The following is a 5,990-nucleotide window of genomic DNA, read 5'->3' as shown; positions in this document are numbered from 1 at the left end:
ACAAGGCGAGGAGGGTCTTGCCAGCGTTCTTCAAACCTAATGCCTTCATTTGGTGATGCTCCAATTTTTTCTTTTTTGGGCCACAAGCGTTGTATGTTTTACGGCCCAACCGAAGGGCAACAAAACAGGGCGACAGTCTGGCAAGTTCAGGGGCCGGCTTTCAACCAAAGCCCCTGCATTTGTAACTGCCCAGCGCAGCGCGCACTGAGCCTAGCATTTAGCCCTGCAAGGCAGCCAAAGTCAGGTCCAGGCAATGCCGAGCCTTGGTCACCAGCTCGTCGATTTCAGCCTTGCTGATAACCAGCGGCGGCGAAATGATCATGGTGTCACCCACGGCGCGCATGATCAGGCCATTTTCGAAGCAGAAGGTTCGGCAGATCATGCCGGCGCCTTTGCCTTCATGACGCTTGCGGCTGGCTTTGTCCTGCACCAGCTCGATCGCACCGAGCATACCGACGCCGCGTACTTCACCCACCAGCGGATGATCGCCCAGTTCCCTCAGACGTTTCTGCAAATACGGTGCCGTTTCTTCGTGCACACGGTTAACGATTTTTTCATCGCGCAGGATGCGGATGTTTTCCAGGGCCACAGCCGCAGCGACCGGGTGACCGGAGTAAGTAAAGCCGTGGTTGAAATCGCCCCCTTCGTTGAGCACCGCCACCACTTCGTCGCGCACGATCAGGCCGCCCATGGGCACGTAGCCCGAAGTCAGGCCCTTGGCGATGGTCATCATGTGCGGCTTGAGGTCGTAGAAATCGCTACCGAACCACTCACCGGTACGGCCGAAGCCGCAGATTACTTCGTCGGCGACAAACAGGATGTCGTACTTGGCGAGGATTTCCTTGATGCGCGGCCAGTACGTGGCAGGCGGCACGATCACGCCACCGGCACCCTGGATCGGCTCGGCAATAAAGGCGCCGACGTTGTCCACGCCCAGCTCCAGGATTTTCTCTTCCAACTGGTTGGCCGCCCACACACCGAATTCCTCGGGGCTCATGTCGCCGCCTTCGCCAAACCAGTACGGCTGGGCGATGTGGGTAATGCCCGGGATAGGCAAGTCGCCCTGCTCGTGCATATAGGTCATGCCGCCCAGGCTGGCACCGGCCACGGTAGAGCCGTGGTAGCCATTCTTGCGGGCAATGATGGTTTTCTTGTTGGGCTGGCCCTTGATCGCCCAGTAGTGGCGGACCATGCGCAACATGGTGTCGTTGCCTTCGGAGCCGGAGCCGGTGAAGAACACGTGGTTCATGCCAGCCGGCGCGACATCGGAAATGACCTTGGCCAGCTCCAATACCGGCGGGTGTGCGGTCTGGAAGAACAGGTTGTAGTACGGCAGTTCTTTCATTTGCTTGGCGGCGGCGTCGGCCAGTTCATCGCGACCGTAACCGATCGCCACGCACCACAGGCCGGCCATACCGTCGAGGATCTTGTTGCCTTCGCTGTCCCACAGGTAAACGCCGTGGGCTTTGGTGATGATCCTTGGGCCTTTCTCTTTCAATTGCTTGAAGTCGCTGAACGGCGCCAGGTGGTGATCACTGCTCAAGGCTTGCCATTCACGGGTTTGCGGGTTGTTGCTGGACATACCAATCTCCTAGACTTTTCAGTGAAGGGCGCGCGGGTTGCCCCGTGCGCCCGGCGCATCAGACGGCGAAGAGCAGGAATTCCCGCTCCCACGAACTGATCACGCGCTTGAAGTTTTCATGCTCGGCCCGCTTGACCGCGACGTAGCCTGTGATGAATTTTTGCCCCAGGTATTTCTCGATGGTCTTGCTGTTTTCCATGCGTTCCAGGGCGTCTTCGATGGTCAACGGCAGGCGCAGGTTGCGTCGCTCGTAACCACGGCCCACCACCGGCGCGCTCGGGTTATGGCCTTCGACCATGCCGATGTAGCCGCACAACAGGCTGGCGGCAATCGCCAGGTACGGGTTGGCGTCGGCGCCCGGCAGGCGGTTTTCCACGCGGCGGTTCTGCGGGCCGGCATCCGGTACGCGCAGGCCGACGGTGCGGTTTTCTTCGCCCCATTCCACGTTTACCGGCGCCGAGGTGTCGGGCAGGAAGCGGCGGAACGAGTTCACGTTGGGGGCGAATAAAGGCAGCAATTCAGGGATGAATTTCTGCAGGCCGCCAATGTGGTTGAGGAACAGTTGGCTCATGGTCCCGTCTTCATTGGAGAAGACGTTCTTGCCGGTGGCAATGTCGATGATGCTCTGGTGCAGGTGCATCGCGCTGCCGGGCTCGCCGGTCATGGGCTTGGCCATGAAGGTGGCGGCCACGTCGTGCTTGAGCGCGGCTTCGCGCATGGTGCGCTTGAACACCAGGATCTGGTCGGCCAGGGACAGGGCGTCGCCGTGACGGAAATTGATTTCCATCTGCGCGGTGCCGTCCTCGTGGATCAGCGTGTCCAGGTCCAGCTCCTGCAGTTCGCACCAGTCGTAGACGTCTTCGAACAACGGGTCGAATTCGTTGGCCGCTTCTATAGAGAAGGACTGGCGACCGGTTTCCGGGCGGCCGGAGCGGCCAATCGGCGGTTGCAGCGGGAAGTCCGGGTCTTCGCAGCGCTTGGTCAGGTAGAACTCCATCTCCGGCGCCACGATGGGCTGCCAGCCGCGGTCGGAGTAGAGCTTGAGGACTTTCTTGAGCACGTTGCGCGGCGACAGCTCGATCGGGTTGCCTTGCTTGTCGTAGGTGTCGTGGATCACCTGGGCGGTCGGCTCGATGGCCCACGGCACCAGAAATACCGCGTTCTGGTCGGGGCGGCAGATCATGTCGATGTCGGCCGGGTCGAGCAATTCGTAATAGATGTCGTCTTCGACATAGTCGCCGGTCACGGTCTGCAACAGAACGCTTTCGGGCAGGCGCATGCCTTTTTCGGCAATGAACTTGTTGGTCGGCGAGATCTTGCCCCGGGTAATACCGGTGAGGTCGCCAATCATGCATTCGACTTCTGTGATCTTGTGGTCTTTCAACCAATCGGTGAGCTGGTCGAGGTTGTTACTCATAAATGCCTCTGGGCTGGGTTTCCTGGCATCCATTAAAGGCCAGGCGTTGGTTGACGCAGCATCCGCGTCGTTTTTTCATTCAGGGTAGGAGCTTACCTGCCATTTGCCCATGGGTTGCATTCCTCAGGCCAAAGTTGTGCGCAATTATGATCGGCACAGCGGATGAGGGCAGGTCAGTGGCGAAGGAGATGGCAAAAAGGAGATCGGCCGGGCCGTCAAGAATATTGGCCGGTGCCTGGGCATTCACGCAGGGCGAACGAGCTGCGGAAAAAGCCTGGCTGGAGCAGGCGCAGACGCCGATTGGCGGCAGGTGAAACATGAAGCACCCCGGTATTATTGCTGTTATGGGTTTGAATCGAGCTTAGCCTTGTTCATTTTTTTACACAACACCCCCGTAAAAAATCCTACACGGCCCGCTCAAGCCTGCAGGTCCCAAGACCCTCAAACCCAAAAAACCGCCCCAAAACCCTGCAAAAAAGCCTCCACGGCGCTTTTTTAGGGCAAAAAATGCCTTGCTTGACTTCGGCAAGCCGTTCGGGTTGACTGAAACCAGAAAAGATCAATGATTGATATTTTTAACAACAAAGGTGTTGCATCATGTCGGTACCCCCGCGTGCCGTTCAGCTTAACGAAGCGAACGCGTTCCTTAAGGATCATCCTGAGGTTCTGTACGTAGACCTTCTAATTGCGGATATGAATGGTGTGGTGCGCGGTAAGCGCATCGAACGCACCAGCCTCCACAAGGTTTACGAGAAGGGCATTAACCTGCCTGCCTCTTTATTTGCCCTGGATATCAACGGCTCTACGGTGGAAAGCACCGGTCTGGGCCTGGACATCGGTGATGCTGACCGAATCTGTTATCCAATCCCCGACACCCTGTGCAATGAACCCTGGCAAAAGCGCCCTACCGCGCAACTGCTGATGACCATGCACGAACTTGAAGGTGAACCTTTCTTCGCCGATCCGCGCGAAGTGCTCCGCCAAGTTGTTACCAAGTTTGACGACCTCGGTCTGACCATCTGCGCTGCCTTCGAGCTTGAGTTCTACCTGATCGACCAGGAGAACGTGAATGGCCGCCCACAACCGCCCCGCTCGCCGATCTCCGGCAAACGCCCGCACTCGACACAGGTCTACCTGATCGACGACCTCGACGAATACGTCGACTGCCTCCAGGACATTCTGGAAGGTGCCAAGGAGCAAGGCATTCCGGCCGATGCCATCGTCAAGGAAAGTGCCCCGGCGCAGTTCGAAGTGAACCTGCACCACGTCGCCGACCCGATCAAGGCCTGCGATTACGCGGTACTGCTCAAGCGCCTGATCAAGAACATCGCCTACGACCATGAGATGGACACCACCTTCATGGCCAAGCCTTACCCAGGCCAGGCAGGCAACGGTTTGCACGTACACATCTCCATTCTGGACAAGGACGGCAAGAACATCTTTGCCAGCGAGGATCCCGAGCAGAACGCCGCACTGCGTCACGCGATCGGCGGTGTGCTGGAGACCCTACCCGCCCAAATGGCGTTCCTGTGCCCTAACGTCAACTCCTACCGTCGTTTCGGCGCACAGTTCTATGTGCCGAACTCGCCGTGCTGGGGCCTGGATAACCGCACCGTGGCGATTCGCGTACCTACCGGCTCGTCCGATGCGGTGCGTATCGAACACCGCGTGGCCGGCGCCGATGCCAACCCTTACCTGCTGATGGCCTCGGTATTGGCGGGCGTGCACCACGGCCTGACCAACAAGATCGAGCCGAACGCTCCGGTGGAAGGCAACAGCTACGAGCAGAACGAGCAGAGCCTGCCGAACAACCTGCGCGATGCCCTGCGCGAGTTGGACGACAGCGAGGTGATGGCCAAGTACATCGATCCTAAATACATCGATATCTTCGTCGCCTGTAAGGAAAGTGAGCTGGAGGAGTTTGAACACTCCATCTCCGACCTTGAGTACAACTGGTACCTGCATACCGTGTAAGCGGTGGCTGCAATAGAAGAACGCCGCTGGCTTTGGTCAGTGGCGTTTTTTTATGGGTTTCTTTTGGGAGACCAGGTTGGCCTCATCGCAGGCAAGCCAGCTCCCACATTTGACCGAGTTCCAACCTTGAAATGCGTTCCTCTGTGGGAGCTGGCTTGTCGGGTCGCCGCATCGCTGCGATAGCGGCCTGGCAGACAACACAGATTCCTGCTCATACAATGCCCGCTGCCTTGTAGGAGACATCCATGACCACCCGCCCCGCCACTGTTCGCAAACCCCGCGCCCGCAGCCAGGCCCGGATCGACGCGATCCTAGATGCCGCCCGCACCTTGCTGGCCGCCGAAGGCGTGGCCAGTTTGTCGATCTACAGCGTGGCCGAACGAGCACAGATTCCGCCGTCGTCGGTGTACCACTTTTTCGCCAGTGTGCCGGCATTGCTGGAGGCGTTGACCGCTGACATTCACGCGGCCTTTCGCGCTGCCATCCAGGCGCCCATCGAGCATGAATCGCTCAAGCATTGGCGCGACCTGTCCTACATCGTCGAACAACGCATGCTCAGCATCTACAGCAACGATGCCGCGGCGCGCCAGTTGATCCTGGCCCAGCATGGGTTGACCGAAGTGACCCAGGCCGATCGCCAGCATGATCTGGAGCTGGGCGACTTGATGCTGGCGGTGTTCAATCGCCACTTTGAAGTGCCAACGCTACCGAGCGACGTGGATGTGTTTGCCCTGGCATTGGAGTTGAGCGACCGCGTGTACGCGCGCTCGGTGCATCAGCATGGGCTGATTACGCCGCGCATGGCGGAGGAAGGGATGCGGGTGTTTGATGCGTATGTGGGGCTTTATTTGCCGGCCTATCTGCCCAAGCGCTGAAGGCAGTGTTGTCTGGGCCGGCCTCATCGCAGCATCGGTATCTACACAACTCTGTAGCGCTCAACGGTAACCACGATGCGAAGCGAGCCGCTCTTGATCTTGCTCTTGATCTGCTTTTGATCTTAGGCGCCCCGTTAAACCA

Annotated in this window: 5 protein-coding genes; 2 read left to right on the top strand and 3 right to left on the bottom strand. The window is 58.7% G+C overall.

The window, feature by feature from the left end:
* Window positions 1-217: 217 nt before the first annotated feature.
* The 3 genes from DK871_RS13470 to DK871_RS13460 all read right to left on the bottom strand — a co-directional run bounded on the left by DK871_RS13470 (window position 218) and on the right by DK871_RS13460 (window position 3,318).
* Complete coding sequence (locus DK871_RS13470; RefSeq protein ID WP_161905393.1) at window positions 218-1,582, bottom strand: aspartate aminotransferase family protein; 1,365 nt, start codon at window positions 1,580-1,582, stop codon at window positions 218-220.
* A 58-nt stretch (window positions 1,583-1,640) separates the two neighbouring features.
* Window positions 1,641-2,999 (bottom strand): glutamine synthetase family protein, encoded by a 1,359-nt coding sequence (locus DK871_RS13465; protein WP_003195249.1) that lies wholly within the window; start codon window positions 2,997-2,999, stop codon window positions 1,641-1,643.
* 79 nt (window positions 3,000-3,078) lie between these two features.
* Window positions 3,079-3,318 carry a hypothetical protein gene (locus DK871_RS13460; protein ID WP_161905392.1) on the bottom strand — a complete coding sequence of 80 codons (240 nt, stop codon included), beginning with the start codon at window positions 3,316-3,318 and terminating at the stop codon, window positions 3,079-3,081.
* A gap of 278 nt (window positions 3,319-3,596) precedes the next feature.
* On the opposite strand from DK871_RS13460, the gene DK871_RS13455 reads away from it, so the two are divergent.
* Together DK871_RS13455 and DK871_RS13450 are read left to right on the top strand one after the other, a co-directional pair.
* On the top strand, window positions 3,597-4,973 hold the full coding sequence (locus DK871_RS13455; RefSeq protein WP_003195252.1) for a glutamine synthetase family protein: 1,377 nt from the start codon (window positions 3,597-3,599) through the stop codon (window positions 4,971-4,973).
* A 245-nt stretch (window positions 4,974-5,218) separates the two neighbouring features.
* Window positions 5,219-5,848: a TetR/AcrR family transcriptional regulator gene (locus tag DK871_RS13450; RefSeq protein WP_003195254.1), complete on the top strand. Its 630-nt coding sequence runs from the start codon at window positions 5,219-5,221 to the stop codon at window positions 5,846-5,848.
* Window positions 5,849-5,990 lie beyond the last annotated feature (142 nt).

It is taken from the genome of Pseudomonas sp. L13, assembly GCF_009935965.1.
GTDB lineage: Bacteria > Pseudomonadota > Gammaproteobacteria > Pseudomonadales > Pseudomonadaceae > Aquipseudomonas > Aquipseudomonas lactis.
The sequence above is the reverse complement of the archived record's forward strand: the minus strand, read 5'-3'. Positions and strand labels throughout refer to the sequence as shown.